Source organism: Sphingobacterium sp. LRF_L2 (genome assembly GCF_965644235.1).
Lineage (GTDB): Bacteria > Bacteroidota > Bacteroidia > Sphingobacteriales > Sphingobacteriaceae > Sphingobacterium.
Window position 1 is genome coordinate 124,038 of record NZ_CBFFRI010000004.1, and the last position, 19,276, is coordinate 143,313.

Genomic DNA, 19,276 nt, shown 5'->3' on the forward strand with positions numbered 1-19,276 from the left:
CATGTTATTATGGCAGATAATGAAAGGTGATAGTTATCATCTGCTTGGTTTTAGAACATAAAAAAAGCCCAGGTATCTGGGCTTTTTTATATTTACTTATAAAATATATACTATTCAAAATATTCTTTGATGCGTTCGAAGAATGATTTTTCACTCTTACCGGGTTGTGGTTTGAAATTAACAGAACTCTTCAGCTTTTCTAAAATAGAACGCTCTTCTGGAGAAACAGCTTTAGGTGTCCAGATATTGACGTAGACAAGTTGATCACCTTTATGATATGAGTTTACTTCCGGCACGCCCTTTCCTTTTAACCTTAAAATTTTGCCACCTTGCGTACCTGGGTCAATTTTTATTTTTGCTTTACCATCTATCGTTGGAATTTCTACGCTTGTTCCTAATGCAGCATCCGCAAAGTTGATATATAAATCATAGATTATATTGATACCATCTCTCTTTAAGGACTCGTGAGGAACTTCTTCAATCAGAATGATAAGATCTCCAGGAACACCACCTCGAGGGGCAGCATTTCCTTTTCCGCTCATAGACAATTGCATTCCCTCACTAACACCAGCAGGGATATTGATGCTGATAGTTTCTTCACCACGCTCTAGCCCTTCACCTTTACAGGTTGTACATTTAGAAGTAATTTCTACACCTTCACCATTACAAGTAGGGCAGGTGCTCGTAGTCTGCATCTGACCTAAAATAGTATTTGTTACACGCCTTACAGATCCAGATCCACCACAGGTATTACATGTATGATAAGAGGATTTGTCTTTAGCCCCAGTGCCATTACAAGTATGACAGTGAACCTGTTTATTGACCTTAACCTTCTTTTCTACACCTTTGGCAATTTCTTCCAACGTTAATTTGACCTTGATGCGTAGATTTGTTCCTCTTTGTACACGTCTTCCTCCACCACGGGAACCACCGCCGAAAAAGCTTTCAAAAGGACTGCCACCACCAAAAATATCGCCAAATTGACTAAATATGTCATCCATATTCATTCCGCCACCTCCAAAACCAGAAGCAGAATTTCCTGAATGGCCGAACTGATCGTAGCGTTGACGTTTCTCTGGATTGCTCAATATTTCGTAGGCTTCTGCCGCCTCCTTGAAGTTTTCCTCAGCATCTTTGTCATCTGGATTTTTATCCGGGTGATATTTAATAGCCAACTTACGGTAAGCCGACTTTATCTCTGATGCATCTGCTGATTTAGAAACACCTAATACGTCATAATAATCTCTCTTAGCCATGCTCTTATTGCCCTATAACTACTTTTGCAAAACGAACTACTTTCTCATTTAAAAAGTATCCCTTTTCGACAACATCGATCACTTTATTTTTCCATTCTTCAGAAGGAGCTGGTATTGCCGTAATAGCTTCCTGAAATTCTGGATCAAAAGGATTCCCTATAATATCTTCCATTTCCTTCAAGCCTTCTTGCGCCAAGGTTTTACGGAATTTTTGATTAACTAAATCAATTCCCTGTTTTACAGAATCAATTTCTTGCGCCGTTTGCATTGCTGTTAGTGCGCGATCCAAGTCATCTAGAACAGGCAGTAACTTATTGAGGACATCTTTGCTAGCGGATTGAATAAGTTCCACTCGTTCTTTTGATGTTCTCTTTTTATAATTGTCGAACTCCGCAAATAAACGCGCATATTTATCTTGCGCATTAGCTAGTTCTAGCTTTAATTGATCTTCTACAGTTTGATCACTAACTTGGTCATCCACATTCTCAGTAGAAGCTTGATCCAAATTGTCTACGTTTTCGTCTTGAATATTATTTTCCTGTTCGTTCATCATATCTAATTATGTAGCTCGGATAGTATCTTTCTTGCTATTTCAATTATATTGCCATTGTATATAAAACCGACACCCTGTCAGTTTATTTCATGATAAACTACCAAAATGTCGGTTTGCTGTTGTTTATGTCAGTAAGGATTAAATACTCACGTTGTCATAAAGTGCGGTGTCAGCAGTTTTAATAATACGTGCTGGCATATTCTTTATGATCTGATAGTCGTGTGTCGCCATCAGCACAGATGTTCCTGCTGATGCTATATCTTTTAATAATAATACAATTTCTTCGGAAGTTGCGGGATCTAAGTTTCCCGTAGGCTCATCTGCTAGGATAATCTCAGGATTGTTTAACAGAGCCCTCGCGATAACCACACGTTGTTGTTCACCACCGGAAAGCTCGTGCGGCATTTTACGTAATTTAGAGCGTAAACCTACTTTCTCTAAGACATCCAGCATTCGGTTTTCTATAAGTCCACGCTCCGTCCAACCTGTAGCTTTTAATGCAAATTCCAAATTCTTTTCTACCGTCCTGTCATTTAATAGGTGAAAATCCTGAAATACAATACCTAATTTTCTGCGTAAATAAGGGACATCATTTTCATGAAGTTTCTTCAAGTCAAATCCCGCAACCATACCTTCGCCACTATTTATGTATAAATCGCCATAAATAATCTTTAATAAGCTGCTTTTTCCGGTACCAGACTGTCCGATTAAATAAATAAACTCTCCTTTGTTAATATCTAGATTTACGTGAGAGAGAACTAAATGCTTTTGTTGATAGATGTCTACGTTTTTTAATTTTATAACTGTATTGTCTGCCATACCATTTTATACTTCAATTTTTTTTATCTGACCAAAAGGCATTTCCTGAACAATGCGCATGATATATTCTGCCTTATCACCTAATCCAATTTTTTCTAGGGATTTGTCGGGTCTATCTACTCTAAAATATGCCAATAAGGTAAATGCTTCATCCCGTAACTGCACATAATCTGGAATTTTGGCAACACCCTTCACTTTTATAACATACATAATGAAACAAAGTTATAATTTTTTATGTAACAGCCCATCTTTAATTTCGTAGTATTTAAACTGAGGTATTATTAGATAGAAACTCTAAAACATTAACCCCATCAGCATAATCTTCTAGTGAGGGAGATTGGCTTTTACCAAAAGAAAAGACAGGAATGACACTTTGTACATCAATCTCTGTGATTAAACACTGGATGCCATCCGCCACGCTGTCAATTTTCTCGATAACTTGAGAGACAGTATCATATTCCTCGTAAAATAGAACACCCAAAGGCGAAGCGATACGCGTGTCCTCTTTCAGTAATAAGAAGCCGTTGTCAAAATGTTTATCCCCATTTATAAGGTAAATGGATTTATTATAATCATAGTTATTCCCATATTTGAAGTGATCTTTGACGAAATGAAAAGCTTCAATGGCTTCGAAAAGACGTGCTATATCAAAGCCTTTCGGAATATAAATCTTAGAAACAGAACGGCAACCTAATCCAAAATAATCGAAGATATCAAAGCCCAATTGATAGAGCTGTTCTGAGGATTCTTCGCCAGACAGTAAAGCAACTGAATTACGGTTTTTTCGAATAATATTAGGTTTTTTTCCAAAATAATGCTCAAAGTAGCGGGAACTGTTATTGCTACCAGTAGCGATAACGAGATCATAGTCCGTCAATCTATCTACAATTTCTATTTTAGATCCAAAATCAGGTTCTATTTGAATAAGTTGATCTACAACAAATTTTGTTAGACCTGCATCATCTGATGAGACTTTAATCTGACAGCAAAAACCCGCGCACAGCACGCATAGTAAATCATGAAATCCTACGAGAGGAACGTTCCCTGCCATAATAACACCAACTTTAACGTTCAGATCAACATCTGGTAGATTGGCCAACCAAAGGCTTAGTTTATCTTCGGTTAGGTTAGAGCCAATGGATGAAAGCTGTTTTATTGTATTCTCTTTTGTATACCAAGGGTTTTTAATCGCTGCCATTGCTACAGCATCTTGAACTTGCTGGTTTCCAGAAGTAAGCAAATCACCCAATTTCGCAAAAGCTTCTATTCGTTGTTTCTGTGTCAAAATCTTTTTATTTAGAATCGTTCTGATATTTTTTTCAAGTATCTTTGTGTGTCTTAAGAATAACTACTAACTTTGTATAGTTTTACTTAAGAGGCGAGACAAAATTAGTTTATTTTATATAATTGTAAGGTTATAAATGGCAATTAAAATTACTGACGAGTGTATAAATTGTGGTGCATGCGAACCAGAGTGCCCCAACAACGCGATATATGATGCTGGTGTGAGTTGGAAATTTTCTGAAGGAACTGCTTTAGAAGGTGTAATCGATTTTGGGGATGGAGTAACGTTGGACTCCAACGCCTCTCAAGAGGCACTTTCAAACGAAGTGTATTACATCGTTTCAGATAAGTGTACAGAATGTGTTGGTTTTCACGATGAACCTCAATGTGCGGCTGTTTGCCCTGTGGATTGTTGTGTAGAAGATGAAGATATTGTGGAAACGGAAGAGGAACTTTTAGCGAAAAAAGCTTGGCTACACGCTGAATAATTCTTTTTACGAACTTAATTATAAAAAAGCACTGCAAGTTTTGTAGTGCTTTTTTATTTATTCCTGTTTTTGATACCGTTCTAAATTTGGTTTAAAAGTCATTTTTTTTATTTTTGTTGATCAAAGAAACAAAAACTAAGCTAAATGTTAAAAAAACAAGTGGGTTTTATAACCCTTTTCACCGTTTCTATTGCCATTATCCTAACATTGATTTACGAATTTAATTTGTTTGCTATTCATCCCGATTTTATGATGGGGATTCGTTGGGTCGTGGGAGCGGTTTTGATGCTAAATGCAATATTTAGAAAAAATTTAACCACATGGATACTCACTTGTCTCGTGTTAGGGATTTTTGTTGGTCTGGACTTCCCAAATTTAGCCCGTGCAATGCAACCCTTATCACAAGGGTTTATTAAATTAGTTAAAACAATTGTCGGCCCGATTTTATTTGCCACTTTGGTTTTCGGTATTGCGGGGCATTCAGATTTAAAATCTGTCGGACGTATGGCATGGAAATCCATGCTGTATTTCTTTTGCGCTACGAGTTGCGCTATTTTTATCGGGTTAATTGTTATTAATGTTACAAAAGCTGGAGTAGGCGTAGATGTCGCAAATATGCCACATGAAGAATTGCCAAAAACAGCTACGATCACGGAGACGGACCAGAAGGCCTTAGAGCATATCTCTTCTGAAGCACATGGCGTTTATAAGTTTAATGCTTTCATACGTGATACATTTCCCGAAAACATTGTTAAAGCAGTTTACGAGAATAAGGTTTTACAAATTGTCGTTTTCGGAGTTTTATTCGGTATAGGGTTGGCGTTGGTCGAAGAGAAGAAAAGGAAGCCTTTAGTCGATTTTACGGAAAGTCTCTCGGAAGCGATGTTCAAGTTTACCAATATTGTTATGCTATTCGCTCCGATTGGTGTAGGTGCTGCGATGGCGTATACCGTTGGGCATCTGGGGGTCGATATCCTGAAAAATCTATTTATGCTTTTAGGAAGTCTCTATTTGGCGTTGGTTATATTCCTTTCTTTCGTTTTATTGCCTATTGCCTTATTTCTTAAAATTCCCATAAAGCAATTTGTAAACGCCATAAAAGAACCGGTGTCTATCGCATTTGCAACAACAAGTTCTGACGCAGCTTTACCTAAAGCTATGAGTGCTATGGAGAAATTTGGTGTGCCACGAAAAATAGTATCTTTTGTAATTCCAACAGGCTATAGCTTTAATTTAGATGGAACATCGCTTTATCTTTCTTTAGCAGCTATTTTTGTAGCGCAAGCTGCCGGCATACCCTTAACAATTGGACAGCAGCTTTTGATGGCCTTCACATTAATGATAACATCAAAAGGTGTTGCAGCCGTGCCAAGAGCATCCTTGATTGTGCTTATTGCTACAGCGGATCAATTTGGCTTGCCAACATTCGTGATAGCTGCAATATTAGGGATAGACGAATTAATGGATATGGCACGTACTTCTGTTAACGTGATAGGCAATTGCTTAGCTACGGTAGTAGTTGCTAAATGGGAAGGAGAATTTGATGAAAAAGCTCCTTTTCTTCAAGATGTCAAATCAGAAGACGAAGTCGCAGGATAAAATAGAAATAAAAAAAGCTACCAAATTTGGTAGCTTTTTTTTATTTAAGTACGGTATATCTATTGATATCCGAGTAGTTTCATCACCTGTTTAGAATTTTGCTCCTCACCGAAAACTTCATAATTAAATGTTTCGTCTCTGTTTCTACGTACCAAAACATGTTTAGGCGAAGGTAATAGGCAATGATGTATACCGCCGTAGCCACTTAAAACATCTTGGTAAGCACCTGTGTGGAAAAAGCCTAAATATTGCACCTTTCTGGTTTTTGGCATGAAGACAGAATTCATGTGAGCTTCCTGATTGTAATAATCCTGTCCATCACACGTTATACCACCCAAATTCACACGTTCATATTCCGAATCCCAGTTGTTAATAGGTAGTAGGATGTATTTTTGGTTTAAAGCCCAAACATCCGGAAGATTTGTGATAAATGAACCGTCAATCATAAACCATTTTTCACGGTCATTTTGTTGCTTGCGGCCCAAAACCTTATATAATATTCCTGAAGCCTCGGCTACCGTATATTTACCAAATTCCGTAATGATATCCGGCTCCATAACTTCGTGATGCGCACAAATTTGCTTTATACGATTAACGATTTCATTGACCATATACTCGTAATCGAAATCGTGCACTAGCGAATCCTTGAAAGGCATTCCACCACCGATATCTAACGTATCTAGATCGGGATTTACTTTTTTGAATTTACAATAGAGTGTTACATATTTTTCTAACTCATTCCAGTAATAAGGCGTATCGGAGATACCCGAATTAATGAAAAAATGCAACAACTTCACCTTAAAATTAGGGTTGTCGGCAATTTTGTTGTTATAGAAATCAATTACATCTTCCTGTCTTATACCTAATCTTGACGTGTAAAACTGTGAGTCAGGTTGTTCCTCTGATGCAATTCTTACACCTAAAGCACAAGGCTCTTCAAGCTCGATTTCGTCATCATAAAGATTAAATTCTTCTTTGTTGTCGAGTACAGGTATAATGTTTTTATAGCCATCGTGGATCATGTCGATGATATACTGCTTGTATTGGTACGTTTTAAAGCCATTACAAATCACTGTAATATCTTTATTGACTGTCCCTTGTCTTTCAAGAGAGTCAATCATCGGCATATCAAAGGCAGAAGAGGTTTCCAAATGTATGTCATTTTTCAAAGCCTCTTCGACAATATGTTTAAAATGTGATGATTTTGTACAGTAACAATATTTATAAGATCCGCGGTAGTTGTGTTTCAAAATAGCCGTTTGGAATAATATCTTCGCTTGCTGAATTTTTTTGCTGACAATAGGTAAATAGGTAAAGCGCAAGGGAGTGCCATACGTCTCTATCATTTCCATCAAATTCAAATCGTGGAAGTACAATTCGTCGTCGATAATTTCGAATCCGTCTTGCGGAAAACCAACACTTAAGTCAAGAAATTCCTGATAGCTCTGCATTTTTTATTATTTTTGGCAAAGATATACTTTCGGCATGAATACCTAACTATAGCGGGTGATATTTTTCAGATTCATTATCAGAAAGTTATAAAAATTACGAAATAATTACATGGCTTATTCGATTCAACAGACGCTAATAACACAGACAGTTCAGGCCGTTAAGGCCCTTTATGGTGCGGATCTACCCGATTCTCAAGTTACCTTACAAGAGACACGTAAGGAATTTGCGGGACACATCACTATCGTGGTATTTCCTGTAACACGCTTTTCAAAAAAATCACCAGAACAAACGGGTACAGAAATAGGAGAATGGTTGCAAGAAAATTTACAAGAAATCTCCGCCTTTAATGTAATTAAAGGCTTTTTAAATATCAGTTTATCAGATGATTATTGGGTAAGCTTAGTGAATGACACACTTATCAAATCTGATTTCGGCGTATTTGCACCTACAGGCAAAAAGTTGATGGTGGAGTACAGCTCGCCCAATACAAATAAACCGTTGCACCTTGGACATATCAGAAACAATCTGCTCGGATTCTCTGTGGCAGAGATATTAAAAGCATATGGTTATGATGTTATCAAAGCTAATTTGGTCAATGATCGCGGGATTCACATCTGTAAATCCATGCTTGCTTGGCAGCTGTTTGGCAATGGAGAGACCCCAATCACCTCAGGCCTTAAGGGAGATCATTTGGTCGGCAAATACTATGTAATTTTTGATAAAGCTTATAAACAAGAAATAGACGCTTTAAAAGCAGAAGGGCAAGCAGAGGAGGACGCGAAAAAAAATGCGCCTTTGATTAAACAAGCTCAACTCATGCTGCAAAAATGGGAATCAGGTGACGAGGAAACCCTCGATCTTTGGAAAACCATGAATGGCTGGGTGTATCAAGGATTTGAAAAAACCTACAAGCAGCTAGGTGTTGATTTTGATAAATACTATTATGAGTCGGACACCTATTTATTAGGTAAGGATATTATACAAGAAGGACTAACAAGCGGTGTGTTTTTTCAAAAAGAAGACAAATCTGTATGGATTGATTTGACTGAAGAAGGCTTAGATCAAAAACTGGTGCTGCGTGGTGATGGAACTTCGGTGTATATCACGCAGGATTTAGGTACCGCGCAATTGAAATATGATGAGTTCAAAATGGACGAATCGATCTATGTAGTAGGCAATGAACAAGATTACCATTTTAAGGTTCTTTTCCTTATTTTAAAGAAATTAGGAAAAGCATGGGCAGATGGCTTATTCCATTTATCCTACGGCATGGTCGATCTTCCTTCTGGAAAAATGAAATCTAGAGAAGGTACCGTGGTTGATGCTGATGATCTTATGTCAGAAATGATCGAAACAGCGAAGATGCGTACAGAAGAATTAGGAAAAACAGCAGGTTTGTCGGAAGAAGAGAAATCCGTATTATACGATACCATAGGGATGGGCGCTTTGAAATACTTTCTATTGAAAGTAGATCCAAAGAAACGACTGTTATTCGATCCGAATGAATCTGTGGATTTTCAGGGCCACACAGGACCGTTTATCCAATATACACATGCGCGTATTAAATCGGTATTACGGAAAGCGGACTTTGATAAAACGAGTCCATCAGCCAAGCCTACAAAATTATCACCCTACGAACAGGAGTTAATCCAAGCTTTGAGTGCTTATCCTCAAGCTATCGAGGCTTCTGCTAAGGAGTTCTCACCTGCACAATTGGCTAATTATGCGTATGATGTAGCGAAGTTGTACAATAAATTTTACCACGAGGAAACGATTTTGAAAGCTGAAGACCAGGATGTAAAAACATTCCGATTACACCTTTCAGCTGTTTCTGCTCACGTAATTGCAGAAAGCATGCGTTTATTAGGTATCCAAGTTCCTGAAAGAATGTAATATGAGGAAGTATAAGGTAGGACTTATTGGTTTTTCGATCGGAGGGCAGGTATTTCATGCCCCATTCATTGTAGGTAATCCTGGTCTTGAGCTGTATAAAGTCACGGCAAGAAAATCAGATCAAAAACAACTACTTCAAGAGAAGTATCCCCAAGCCATTGCCGTACAGGAGGCAGATGAAATATTGAATGATAGTCTTATTGATCTTGTTGTCATTGCGACTTCCAATGATGTACACTATGCACTGGCGAAGAAAGCACTGGAGGCAGGAAAACATGTGGTCGTTGAGAAGCCGTTTACCAATACCAGTTCAGAGGCTGATGACCTTATTGCTTTGGCAAAAAGTAAAGGCTTGTTGTTGACTGTTCATCACAATGCAAGATTTCATTCTGATTTCAAAACAGTAAAAAAGGTAATTGATTCAGGGGCATTGGGAAAACTAGCAAACTATGAAGCTCGATATGATCGTTTTCGTAATTTTTTAAGGGAAGGTGCTTGGCGAGAAAAAGATTTACCAGGTTCGGGTATACATTATGATTTAGGAGCACATCTTATCGATCAAGCTTTGCAGTTGTTTGGAAAGCCTGAGTGGGTTTTTGCTGATTTACGCAAACAACGTGAAGGAGCACAAGCAGTTGATGATTTCGAATTTATCCTCAGTTATCCAACGATAAAAGTATCGCTAAAAGGTCAGATGCTAGCCAAAGAGCCTACTGCTCGGTATGCAATTTATGGACAGAACGGCTGTTTTATTAAGCCGGGTACCGATCCTCAAGAGGCAAAACTACGCGAAGGATTTCTTCCACACGAAGATCCAAATTGGGGAGAGGAAGAATCTATCGATTATGGACGATTGTCCACTATTGAAGATGGTATAGAGCATTTTGAGACGATCGTGAGCGAACGTGGTACAGGAAGTGATTTTTATGCCAATGTGTTAGCTGTATTGGAAGGAGAAAGCAAATTAAATATCACTGCTGAGCAAGCACGCGACGTTATTCGCATCTTAGAGGCAGCGGAACAATCATGGACGGAAAAACGTGCCATTTCGCTCACTAACGAACTTATAGCCTATTAATGCTATACGACGCAATAATAATAGGAGGAGGGGCCTGCGGCTTAATGTGTGCGGCGCAAGCAGGATTACTCGGTAAACGTGTGTTACTTTTAGAAAAAAACGATAAGGTAGGCGCAAAGATTCTTATTTCAGGAGGGGGACGATGCAACTTCACGAATACAGGTACTTCATTGGAGAACTTCGTTTCAGATAATCCACATTTTCTAAATACAGCATTCTCGTTATGGACCGTAGAAGATACTATTGACTTCTTTAGGAATTTTGGTCAAATAGAAGGCGAAGAAAAAACACTAGGGCAACTCTTCCCTCGTTCAAACAAGGCAAAAGATATCGTACATGTTTTTACCAAATTACTGTATGAGACCGGTCAAGATATTTGGTTAAATACGGAGGCCAAATCTGTTGTAAAAGAAGGGGATACTTACGTTTTAACTGCCATTCGTGACGGACGAGAGCAGAAGTTGCAAACCCGCAAATTGGTATTCGCATCGGGGGGACTTCCAGTAGCCAAATTAGGCGCATCTGATTTCGCTTTGCGTATTGCCAAACAATTCGGTTTATCCGTTATTCCTACAGCGCCAGCATTGGTTCCACTTACGATAACAGGAAAAGATGAACGTTGGTATGCAGAATTAGCCGGTAATACAATTTTTTCACGTGTATATAACGATAGGATATCGTTTGAAGAAAATATATTATTTACACATTGGGGATTAAGTGGGCCTGCGATTCTACAGATTTCTTCCTATTGGCGTCCAGGCGAGAACTTTTTTATAAACTTACTACCTCATGCAGATATAGGAGATCTTATAAAGAATGAAAGAATAATTGGAGGAAAACGTACGATTGGTCAGCTACTTCAGCCATACTTTTCGAAGAAAATTGTAGATTCATTGGGCAAGTATCTGCCTATTCATCTAAAAATTGCCTCATTGAGTAAATCTGATGCCTTACTTATAGCCGAAACAGTTCACAAATTTAAGGTAAAACCTGCTGGCGATAAAGGATATGACAAAGCTGAAGTCATGCGAGGCGGTATAGCGACCACCGAGTTAGACCCGAGGACCTTGGAATCAAAAAAGAATAAAGGATTGTATTTTGGAGGCGAAGCTGTAGACATCACCGGCTGGCTAGGAGGATATAACTTTCAATGGGCTTGGGCCTCAGGTTTTCTCATTGCGCAGGATTTATAAAAATGACTTTAACTTTTTGACGAACACATGTTCATCACGAGAAATACGACTGCTATCCTAAATATTCCACTAAAAACATTAACTTTGCCCACGAAGCAAACCGGTTCTATCGCTGTCCTTGTTATGAGGAAAGAGGAAAGTCCGGGCAACAAAGAGCAACACGCTTCCTAACGGGAAGGCTCTTCTTTAGAAGAGACAGAAAGTGCCACAGAAAATATACCGCTCATCTTCAGGTGAGTAAGGGTGAAAATGTGAGGTAAGAGCTCACGGTCTTGTATGGTAACATACATTACGGTAAACCTCGTGTGTTGAAAGACCAAATAGGTTACGAACGAAGGCTGCTCGTCTTCTATTGCTAAGGCAATATTCGTAATGGGTAGGTTGATTGAGCTTGCATGCGAATGCAAGTCTAGATAAATGATAGAAATCCTAACGGATACAGAACCCGGCTTACAAGGTTTGCTTCTTTTTTGTAAATTGTCCTGTTATTTGCTAAATTGTTATTCTATTACCAAGATAAAGATATATGACAACAATCCTGATTATCGACGATGAACGTCCTATAAGAAGTTCGCTACGTGATATATTAGAATACGAAGATTACAAAGTTCTTGATGTCGATAATGGACTTGAGGGACTCGAGTTATTAAAGAAGGAAAAGATAGATCTGGTATTATGTGATATCAAGATGAACAAGATGGATGGGATGGAAGTTCTAACAGCAGCTCAAGAGATTGCTGAGGCCCCGTTCATTATGATTTCCGGACACGGAAATATCGAAACCGCTGTGGAAGCAGCAAAAAGAGGCGCTTACGATTTCCTCGAAAAACCATTAGATCTTAATCGATTACTTATTACCGTGCGTAATGCCCTTGAAAAAGGCACATTAGTAAAAGAAACTAAAGTTCTTAAGAAAAAGGTTTCGAGGACAAAAGAAATTCTAGGCCAATCATCGGGTATCAATTTAATTAAAGAGACGATAGACCGTGTTGCACCTACGGATGCTCGTGTATTAATCACAGGAGAGAATGGTTCTGGTAAAGAATTAGTTGCAAGATGGCTGCATGAGAAGTCAAATAGATCATCTTCCTCTTTGGTTGAAGTAAACTGCGCAGCTATACCATCAGAATTAATTGAATCGGAATTGTTTGGACATGAGAAGGGCTCATTTACCTCAGCAGTAAAACAACGCATCGGAAAATTTGAACAAGCAAATGGCGGTACTCTATTTCTTGATGAGATAGGCGATATGAGTTTATCAGCTCAGGCTAAGGTCTTGCGCGCACTTCAAGAAAACAAAATCACTAGGGTTGGGGGGGAGAAAGAAATTGACGTCAATGTTCGTGTCATAGCCGCAACCAATAAAGATCTGTTGAAAGAAATTGAAAACGGGAATTTCCGTATGGACCTTTATCACAGACTTAGTGTTATATTGATTCACGTACCTTCGTTAAATGAACGAGTAGATGATATTCCCGTTATCGCATCCAGCTTCTGTGAAGAAGTTTGCAGCGAATATAATATTCCGACCAAAGAAATTAGCGATCAAGCGATGAAAGCGTTACAGGGTTTACCTTGGAGTGGGAATATCCGGGAATTGCGTAATATGATTGAGCGACTTGTGATCTTAAGTGATAAGAAAATTACAGATACAGAAGTTCATCTTTATGCCAATCCTTCATCTTCCCATGCAAGTTCAGCTCGGGTACAATTTGAGTCGAAGAATAATCCGGCTTTTGATTTTGATAAATTTGATTCCTTTCAAGATTTCAAAGATCATGCAGAAAAGGAATATATCAATTTTAAATTGGATAAAAATGTCTGGAATGTATCGAAAACAGCTGATGAAATTGGCATTCAACGAAGCCATCTATATCATAAAATTGAAAAATTCGGTTTAAAGCGTGCTGAATAAATAAGAAAGGCTGTGGATATCCACAGCCTTTTTGCCTATTAATCGTTAAATTTTCTTTTTTGTCGCCTATATAATACGATGATGACAATTATTAAAAGAATCACCCCCAATATAATCGCCGCCGTTGGTGACGTTTCGTGAGATGCGGCAGCTATATGTCTTGGATTTGCCATTGTGGCAAGTGTTAAGTAACTGAATAAAATAATAAACCCCACTTTTCTCATAACTTTTTGTTTTTGAATTTATAATCAAGTTAATATATGAATATAATTTGACTGTAGCAAATATTTAAATGCAAAATCCACTCCAAATATGTTAAATAACGTTAATTTATTATTAATATACAATTAATTCTTAGTTAGGCTATTTCCAAGTGTTTAAATCACGAGTAGCCTAAGCTTAATCACAAAGTCTTGGACGATCCAAAAGCTCTTGTGCTTCCTGTAAGATTTGATTTCTGTCGTTCGCTTTTATTTCTATATGATTTAAAAAGCTGGGATTATCGACCAGTTCCTGCACTAAAATACACTGCTGCTTAAGCAAAGCCGATTTCTGCAAATCAGTCAAAGTCGTTAAGCAAGTAATAGGATAGAGGCCATTATTATCGACCCTTACCTTCAAGCTGCTTTCAGCAGGATAATCCCATCCAAGTAAGTTGATATTGTAGTAGCTGCTGAATTCCTTAGAATCTATCGTAAAATATGCGTTCGTTACCAACCAACCCTCCGTGAATTTTTTATTTTGTCCAAAAAACGAATAATATTGATCGGTAATGTCTATAAATCTCGATTTGAAATACATAGGAGTCGTAACCGATATTTTTGCGTCGATATCATTTCTAAATTTACATTCGATCGCAAGCATTCGATCATCCTTTGCCGCTACGACATCAATTTCATGCGTAACAGCATGCCCTTGTATAGTTTGACTGGTTATTGCTTTATAGTCTCCGTCGATAAATAATTTGCTAATCCATCGTTCAAAATAGAATCCTTCCGGACCAAGCTCACGTAAAGCCTTTTTTAAAGAATACCGTGCAGCATAAGCTCCTTTATATGTCTTTAACAAATTAAACGCGATCTCATACAATTCTCTTGTTCCTATGCCATCATAGAGATGGGACTGTATATCTCTGTATACCTTTTCAACTTGAATAGATGATGCGCCAGATTTAGCCAAAGAATTGCGTAAGCTTTCTGCGTTAAAAGGAACGAGTTCTCCCGAATATTTTCTTATGTTCATACATGTATTTAAAATTAATTGCGATAATATACGAAACAATTTAACGAAACAGATTGTTATAACAGAAACAAAAGTTATGGGTATTGTAGAATTAGGTTTAAACAAGTTAAAACATAAGTTAGACGAGGTCTGTGAGCACGGTGAGATAGGCAGTTCGGAGAGAATATTGTCTGTCGTTGCCGGAGGATTCATTGTTGCCTTCAGTATTAAACGAGCTCTAAAAAGTCCTTTGAAGTCTTTTTCAGGATTAGCATTAGGAACAGCGTTGGTTGCAAGAGGTGTAACTGGAAAATGCCCAGTAAAAGGAGCATTAGAAAAAGAACCTGAGGAAACAATTACCGTCGTTGAGCATAAGTATTTTGTGAAGTAAATCTGGTTTTGTTATATTTTTTATAAACGATTTGGCCTAATAGTCAAATCGTTTTTTTTACCTGCTAAAATTTCCTAGTTTTATTCCCTACTAAAGGATAACGATGAAAAAGATAGTTGTTTTTACAGGAGCAGGGATTTCTGCTGAAAGTGGATTGAAAACGTTCAGAGGTACTGATGGTCTGTGGGAGGGATATCAAATAGAAGATGTAGCAACACCGGCCGCATGGAAAAAAAATCCAAAGCAAGTTTTAACATTTTATAATCTTCGTAGAAAGCAATGTTTGACCGCTCAACCCAATGAAGCACACCTTATACTGAAAGAACTTGAAAATTGGTTTGATGTTCAGATTGTGACACAAAATATCGATGATTTACATGAGCGGGCTGGTAGCTCGAAAATCCTGCATCTTCATGGTGAAATACGAAAGGCACAATCGTCACTAAATCCTCGGTTTGTATATCAAATGGAAACAGATGAAATCAACATGGGGGATACCTGTGAATTGGGTTCCCAATTACGGCCAAACGTTGTTTGGTTTGGAGAAGCGGTGCCTAACTTAGAAAAAGCCATTTCCATGACAAGAGAAGCTGATATTTTTGTCGTTATCGGAACATCACTGCAGGTTTATCCAGCAGCTAACTTAATTCACGAAACTTCGGATGCTTGTGAAATCTACCTCGTCGATCCCGATGCAGACGTATTAGCTATGGACAAGAATTTCAATCGAATACCATATGCAGCGACGAGAGGGATGAGGCTGTTGCTTGATATTCTGCAAAATAATATTCTGTAGGTTTTTTTATCAGTTTGGTTATTAATTACTTATGTTGATTCAGGAACTATGTGAGTTCATCTAATTATAAGCATAACCAGTTATAATCAACGTTTGCCGCAGAATATTATTCTGAATCAATATATTTTAATTTGTTAAAAGCTGTTTTGCAGTATTTTACATGGTTTATTTAAACTACATATCTAGTTTAATTATACCGGTTATAAGCCTCTATAAACGATTGGCGCATACTTGCAAATTGGCTAATAACAGAACCAATAAACTGCTCGTCTAGGATTTCGAACACACCATTCACGCCACCAACAATATCAGTTTCTGCAATTTTAAAGGACTGCTCAAGTGTACCTTGTTCAAACTTTATAATGAATTTTTGATTCATTGCAAAGATGGATATTTTACAATCAGGATGGGGGAGTTCAGCAATAATACGCATATGATTTTACATTTATGGGTTGCTGCAAAGTTAAACAATAACTTCACAGCAACCCATTCCAAGATTATTAAATTAAAGTATTTAAGATTAAACGATACCTTGCGCAAGCATAGATTCAGCAACTTTTATAAATCCACCAATATTGGCACCTTTTAAATAGTTGATATAACCATCCTCTTCCTTACCGTGTTTAACACATGTTTTGTGGATGTTATTCATGATTGTCTTGAGTTTTCCATCAACTTTATCCGACGACCATTGTTGTCCAGCCCAGTTTTGAGACATTTCTAAGCCCGACACAGCAACACCACCAGCATTTGCAGCTTTCCCAGGTGCGAAATGAATCTTCGCCTTGTGAAAGACTTTGATAGCTTCAGCAGTAGAAGGCATGTTAGCACCTTCAGCAACACAAATACAACCTTGAGAAACCAGCAATTGCGCATCCTCTTCGTTTAGTTCATTTTGGGTCGCACAGGGCAATGCAATATCGCATTTGAAGTGCCATGGCTTTCTGTCGGTATAAAATGCAGCTGTTTTGTACCTGTCTACATATTTAGGCAGTTCTCGTCCAATTTCTTTTAAATAAGCCAGCTTTTCAAGCGTGAAGCCCTCAGGGTCATGTATAGTTCCAAGACTATTGGATAAGGTGATCACTTTCGCTCCTAAATGAATCGCTTTTTCCGTAGCGTAATACGCCACATTACCAGCGCCGGAAATACAAATCTCCTTGCCAGCAACCTCTTCATCCATATTTTCGAAGACACACTGTACAAAGTATAATAATCCGTATCCAGTAGCTTCAGGTCTCAAATAAGACCCTCCCCAATATTTTCCTTTACCTGTCAATACACCCGTAAAGTTGTTTTGTATGCGTTTATATTGACCGAAAAGATAACCTATTTCACGTTCGCCCACACCAATATCTCCCGCAGGCACATCTGTTTCGGCGCCGATATGGCGGTATAATTCCGTCATAAAACTCTGGCAGAAACGCATGATTTCCATATCTGATTTTCCTTTAGGATCAAAATCAGAACCGCCTTTTCCACCACCCAAAGGTATGCCCGTTAAACTATTTTTGAAAACCTGTTCAAAAGCAAGGAACTTTAAAATACTTAGATTTACTGTAGGAGAGAAGCGTAATCCCCCTTTATAAGGGCCGATCGCGCTGTTCATCTGCACCCTAAATCCCCGATTTACCTGAACCTGATTCTGATCATTTAACCAACTAACTTTAAATATAATTATACGTTCTGGTTCAATTATACGTTCTAATATTTTAGCGTCAATCCAGTCCGGATGTTTTTGATTAATATAAGGGATTAAATCTTCGGTGACTTCAGCTACAGCTTGTAAAAATTCTGATTCGTTCGGATTTTTTGCTCGTGCGTAAGCAATAAAACTTTCAAAGTTTAGCGACATTTTGTAAAAAAATTTGGTTCTAACATAGACTTGTGTTGCTAATGTATTAATTAATCTTTAAAAAACCTACAAATCCCATAATTTACTTGTTATAACTTTGTTTATATAATTTATATTATGTTAAATAGTATTATTGAAAAATGCGTGAAACCCTCCTTTATCATATTATAGCCCATAAAAAAAGAGACCAAATTATTTGGTCTCTTTTTTTATAAGATTCGATTTGCCTTTACGCTACATTTTCAATCATCAGCGCACCAACTGTTAGGTTCGTTCGAGGATCTATCAAAATAGCTCTTGAGTTTTCCGGAAACTGCTGCTGCGTATCAAATACGATATCACCTGCAGCCTTAACAGAAACTTTTCCAATATCATTAAGGGAAATATTTTCATCATAAAGTTTATTTTGCGTATTAACGTCAAACTTATAATGTACATCCGATATTTTAATTTTCGTTACCGCTGTATGATGCTGAAGTAAATATACCTGAGATGGATCCAAAGGTTTATTATCAAACCAACAGATATTTGCTTCAAAATTTCTTTCCGCTAATGGTGCATGATTTGCCGGCGCAATGATATCACCACGTGAAATATCTACGTCATCTTCCAGGTGAACGATTACAGATTCACCTTGCTGCGCTGTCTCAAGGTGAATTCCAGCAAGCTCGATCAACGATATTTTGCTTTTTATTCCACCGGGTAAAATAACCACATCTTCACCAACCTTTAACCCCTGTCCTAACACTCGACCAGCGTAGCCCCTATAGTCATGGAGTTCTTCTGTCTGTGGCCGGACAACCCACTGTACCGGGAAACGCCAAGGTTGTTCCGCTTGGTCCTCAATCTCCACGCTTTCCAAATAATCCAAAAGCGAAGGACCATTATACCATGACATACGTTCCGAAGCATGAACTATGTTGTCACCTTTTAGTGCCGAAACCGGAATAAAATCAACATTTTCCAATTCAAGTTTTGTCGCTAAAGCCAAGTATTCGCTTTTTATATTTTCAAAGACGTGCTCCTCAAAATCCACCATATCCATCTTGTTCACACAGACTAAAACCTTCTTTAGAGCTAGCAATTTAGCCAAAAAAGAATGCCTTTTTGTCTGTTCAATAACCCCTTTTCGTGCATCTACCAATATAATGATCAACTCCGAATTAGAGGCTCCTGTCACCATGTTTCTGGTATACTGAATATGGCCTGGTGCATCAGCTATAATGAATTTTCTACGTTCCGTTTGGAAATATTTGTAAGCCACATCAATAGTAATACCCTGCTCCCGCTCCGCTTTCAATCCATCTGTAAGTATCGCTAAATCAACGGTTCCATCATTATTTTTTCTGTTGGCTTTTTTGATTGCTTCAAGCTGATCGTCTAAAATTGAGTTTGTATCGTAGAGCAATCGACCTATTAACGTGCTTTTTCCATCATCAACTGATCCTGCAGTTATAAATTTTAATATATTCATTTTCAGTTG

At 37.9% G+C, this 19,276-nt stretch carries 19 protein-coding genes and 1 other RNA gene; 9 read left to right on the forward strand and 11 right to left on the reverse strand.

The window, feature by feature from the left end; genetic code table 11:
- Positions 1–110: 110 nt before the first annotated feature.
- From dnaJ to ACSZOX_RS09390, 5 genes are all read right to left on the reverse strand, one after another.
- Positions 111–1,256: a molecular chaperone DnaJ gene (dnaJ, locus tag ACSZOX_RS09370; protein WP_437919624.1), complete on the reverse strand. Its 1,146-nt coding sequence runs from the start codon at positions 1,254–1,256 to the stop codon at positions 111–113.
- Positions 1,257–1,260: 4 nt separating this feature from the next.
- Positions 1,261–1,809 carry a nucleotide exchange factor GrpE gene (locus ACSZOX_RS09375; protein ID WP_437919625.1) on the reverse strand — a complete coding sequence of 183 codons (549 nt, stop codon included), beginning with the start codon at positions 1,807–1,809 and terminating at the stop codon, positions 1,261–1,263.
- A 138-nt stretch (positions 1,810–1,947) separates the two neighbouring features.
- Positions 1,948–2,628, reverse strand: coding sequence for a cell division ATP-binding protein FtsE (locus ACSZOX_RS09380; RefSeq protein ID WP_437919626.1), 681 nt, complete (start codon positions 2,626–2,628; stop codon positions 1,948–1,950).
- Positions 2,629–2,634: 6 nt separating this feature from the next.
- Entirely contained in the window at positions 2,635–2,838 is a 204-nt protein-coding gene (locus ACSZOX_RS09385) for a fructose-6-phosphate aldolase (protein WP_437919627.1), read from the reverse strand.
- Positions 2,839–2,893: 55 nt separating this feature from the next.
- Entirely contained in the window at positions 2,894–3,913 is a 1,020-nt protein-coding gene (locus tag ACSZOX_RS09390) for an acyl-CoA reductase (protein WP_437919628.1), read from the reverse strand.
- 136 nt (positions 3,914–4,049) lie between these two features.
- Between ACSZOX_RS09390 and ACSZOX_RS09395 the strand changes: the two genes are divergently transcribed.
- A complete protein-coding gene (locus ACSZOX_RS09395; protein ID WP_437919629.1) occupies positions 4,050–4,400 on the forward strand; it encodes a 4Fe-4S dicluster domain-containing protein in 351 nt (116 codons plus the stop codon).
- 144 nt (positions 4,401–4,544) lie between these two features.
- Positions 4,545–5,999 (forward strand): dicarboxylate/amino acid:cation symporter, encoded by a 1,455-nt coding sequence (locus ACSZOX_RS09400; protein ID WP_437919630.1) that lies wholly within the window; start codon positions 4,545–4,547, stop codon positions 5,997–5,999.
- A gap of 59 nt (positions 6,000–6,058) precedes the next feature.
- Here ACSZOX_RS09400 and ACSZOX_RS09405 read toward each other — a convergent pair whose 3' ends face one another.
- Positions 6,059–7,450 (reverse strand): arginine decarboxylase, encoded by a 1,392-nt coding sequence (locus tag ACSZOX_RS09405; protein ID WP_437919631.1) that lies wholly within the window; start codon positions 7,448–7,450, stop codon positions 6,059–6,061.
- A gap of 109 nt (positions 7,451–7,559) precedes the next feature.
- Here ACSZOX_RS09405 and argS point away from each other — a divergent pair, with 109 nt between their 5' ends.
- From argS to ACSZOX_RS09430, 5 genes are all read left to right on the forward strand, one after another.
- Entirely contained in the window at positions 7,560–9,344 is a 1,785-nt protein-coding gene (gene argS, locus ACSZOX_RS09410) for an arginine--tRNA ligase (protein WP_437919632.1), read from the forward strand.
- 1 nt (position 9,345) lies between these two features.
- Positions 9,346–10,422 (forward strand): Gfo/Idh/MocA family oxidoreductase, encoded by a 1,077-nt coding sequence (locus tag ACSZOX_RS09415; protein ID WP_437919633.1) that lies wholly within the window; start codon positions 9,346–9,348, stop codon positions 10,420–10,422.
- Complete coding sequence (locus tag ACSZOX_RS09420) at positions 10,422–11,615, forward strand: NAD(P)/FAD-dependent oxidoreductase (protein ID WP_437919634.1); 1,194 nt, start codon at positions 10,422–10,424, stop codon at positions 11,613–11,615. The genes ACSZOX_RS09415 and ACSZOX_RS09420 overlap by 1 nt, the downstream gene beginning before the upstream one ends.
- A gap of 93 nt (positions 11,616–11,708) precedes the next feature.
- An RNA gene (gene rnpB / locus ACSZOX_RS09425) (RNase P RNA component class A) lies at positions 11,709–12,084 on the forward strand.
- A gap of 57 nt (positions 12,085–12,141) precedes the next feature.
- Positions 12,142–13,530, forward strand: coding sequence for a sigma-54-dependent transcriptional regulator (locus ACSZOX_RS09430; protein WP_437919635.1), 1,389 nt, complete (start codon positions 12,142–12,144; stop codon positions 13,528–13,530).
- A gap of 38 nt (positions 13,531–13,568) precedes the next feature.
- Here the strand turns inward: ACSZOX_RS09430 and ACSZOX_RS09435 are convergent, their stop codons facing one another.
- Complete coding sequence (locus tag ACSZOX_RS09435; protein ID WP_437919636.1) at positions 13,569–13,703, reverse strand: LPXTG cell wall anchor domain-containing protein; 135 nt, start codon at positions 13,701–13,703, stop codon at positions 13,569–13,571.
- 226 nt (positions 13,704–13,929) lie between these two features.
- Positions 13,930–14,772: an ATP cone domain-containing protein gene (locus ACSZOX_RS09440; RefSeq protein WP_437919637.1), complete on the reverse strand. Its 843-nt coding sequence runs from the start codon at positions 14,770–14,772 to the stop codon at positions 13,930–13,932.
- Positions 14,773–14,848: 76 nt separating this feature from the next.
- Between ACSZOX_RS09440 and ACSZOX_RS09445 the strand changes: the two genes are divergently transcribed.
- Both ACSZOX_RS09445 and ACSZOX_RS09450 read left to right on the forward strand, forming a co-directional pair.
- Positions 14,849–15,142 carry a YgaP family membrane protein gene (locus ACSZOX_RS09445; RefSeq protein WP_437919638.1) on the forward strand — a complete coding sequence of 98 codons (294 nt, stop codon included), beginning with the start codon at positions 14,849–14,851 and terminating at the stop codon, positions 15,140–15,142.
- A 103-nt stretch (positions 15,143–15,245) separates the two neighbouring features.
- Entirely contained in the window at positions 15,246–15,938 is a 693-nt protein-coding gene (locus ACSZOX_RS09450) for an SIR2 family NAD-dependent protein deacylase (protein WP_437919639.1), read from the forward strand.
- A gap of 187 nt (positions 15,939–16,125) precedes the next feature.
- Here the strand turns inward: ACSZOX_RS09450 and ACSZOX_RS09455 are convergent, their stop codons facing one another.
- From ACSZOX_RS09455 to ACSZOX_RS09465, 3 genes are all read right to left on the reverse strand, one after another.
- Positions 16,126–16,371: a hypothetical protein gene (locus ACSZOX_RS09455; protein ID WP_437919640.1), complete on the reverse strand. Its 246-nt coding sequence runs from the start codon at positions 16,369–16,371 to the stop codon at positions 16,126–16,128.
- A gap of 87 nt (positions 16,372–16,458) precedes the next feature.
- Entirely contained in the window at positions 16,459–17,793 is a 1,335-nt protein-coding gene (gene gdhA, locus ACSZOX_RS09460; protein ID WP_437919641.1) for an NADP-specific glutamate dehydrogenase, read from the reverse strand.
- 229 nt (positions 17,794–18,022) lie between these two features.
- Positions 18,023–19,267 carry a sulfate adenylyltransferase subunit 1 gene (locus ACSZOX_RS09465; protein WP_437919642.1) on the reverse strand — a complete coding sequence of 415 codons (1,245 nt, stop codon included), beginning with the start codon at positions 19,265–19,267 and terminating at the stop codon, positions 18,023–18,025.
- Positions 19,268–19,276: the final 9 nt, after the last annotated feature.